This window comes from Desulfonatronospira sp. MSAO_Bac3, from assembly GCF_003838035.1.
GTDB lineage: Bacteria > Desulfobacterota > Desulfovibrionia > Desulfovibrionales > Desulfonatronovibrionaceae > Desulfonatronospira > Desulfonatronospira thiodismutans.
In genome coordinates this window covers 1-1,597 of record NZ_QYZY01000314.1, presented here as the reverse complement: position 1 = coordinate 1,597, position 1,597 = coordinate 1, and the positions used below count along the sequence as shown (strand labels likewise).

Annotated in this window: 1 protein-coding gene; it reads left to right on the top strand. The window is 58.9% G+C overall.

Annotation, left to right across the window (positions count from 1 at the left end; translation table 11 throughout):
* Positions 1-23 precede the first annotated feature (23 nt).
* On the top strand, positions 24-1,597 hold a 1,574-nt coding region (locus D5S03_RS11070), incomplete at its 3' end, for an HAD-IC family P-type ATPase (protein ID WP_287044013.1).

The window sequence follows — 1,597 nt, the reverse complement described above, 5'->3', positions numbered from 1 at the left end:
CCCTGGCCATCGGGGTGCAGAAAATGGCCGGAAGAAACGCCATCATAAGACGTCTGCCTGCGGTGGAGACCCTGGGCTCGGTGACGGTCATCTGCTCGGACAAGACCGGCACCCTGACCAGGAATGAAATGACCGTGCAGAATATTCAGACTGCGGATCAACTGTTCTGTGTAACAGGTGCCGGATATGCCCCCCAGGGAAAATTCATGCTTGAGGACAAGGAGGTCCATCCCGGGGAGTATCCGGTACTGATGCAGGCCCTGCGCTCGGTGCTTCTTTGCAATGAGGCCCGCTTTCAGGAAAAAGAAGGCCAGATAAAGCTTGAGGGCGCACCCACCGAGGGTGCCCTGCTTACCGCCGCTCTCAAGGCCGGGCTGGACCAGGACCGGGAAAACAGGGCCAATCCCCGGCAGGATGTTCTGCCCTTCAGCTCCGAAGAAAAATTCATGGTCACTTTGAATTGTTTTGAATCCGGAGAGGCTGTCTTCATTCTCAAGGGGGCCCCGGAAAAGGTCATGGAAAAGTGCAGCAGCCAGGGGGCACTGGGAGATTCCGGCCCCATGGACCATGAATTCTGGAAGCAGCAGGGAGATCTTTTGGCCTCCATGGGCCAGAGGCTTCTGGCGGTGGCTGTCAAGAAGGACCTCTCCAGCAAGGGCGAAATCGATGATCAGGATACGAAGCAGGATTTCACCATGCTGGCCCTGTTCGGGATAATGGACCCTCCCCGGGACGAGGCCATAGAGGCCGCAGCAAGGCTCAAGGGCCGCGAATCTGATCCCGGGGATACAGGTGCGGGCATAAAAGTCAAGATGATCACCGGGGATCACGCCATCACTGCTTCGGCCATAGGGGAGAAGCTTGGCATGGGGCAGGGGCGAAAGGCCCTCACCGGTCAGGACCTGGAAAAGATCAGCGATGCGGACCTGGTCCAGGTGGCCCGGGATGTGGACATATACGCCCGCACCAGTCCGGAGCACAAGCTCAGGCTGGTGCAGGCCCTGCAGGGCGGAGGGCAGATAGTGGCCATGACCGGGGACGGGGTCAATGATTCTCCGGCCCTGAAGCGGGCCGATGTGGGCGTGGCCATGGGCATGACCGGGACCGAGGCAGCCAAGGAGGCTTCGGATATGGTGCTCACAGACGACAACTTCGCCTCCATCGCCAATGCAGTGGAGGAGGGGCGGACGGTTTACGACAACCTGAAAAAAGCCATCTTATTCATTTTGCCCACCAACGGCGGCCAGGCCCTGGTGGTCATTGCCTCTATCCTTCTGGGCATAGGCCTTATGGACGAGACAGGGCATTTTTCCCTGCCCATCACTCCACCCCAGATTCTGTGGATAAACATGGTCACCGCGGTGACCCTGGCCCTGGCCCTGGCCTTTGAACCGCCGGAAAAAAACGTCATGCAGCGTCCTCCAAGGCCTCCGGAAGAGCCCCTGGTGTCCGGGTTTCTTTTATGGCGCATAAGTTTTGTATCCCTTCTGCTTGTGGTGGGGGCCCTGGGGCATTACCTGCTCATACTGTCCCATGGTGCTTCCCAGAGTCTGGCCTCCACAGCGGCCATCAATACCCTGGTCATGGGACAGGTGTT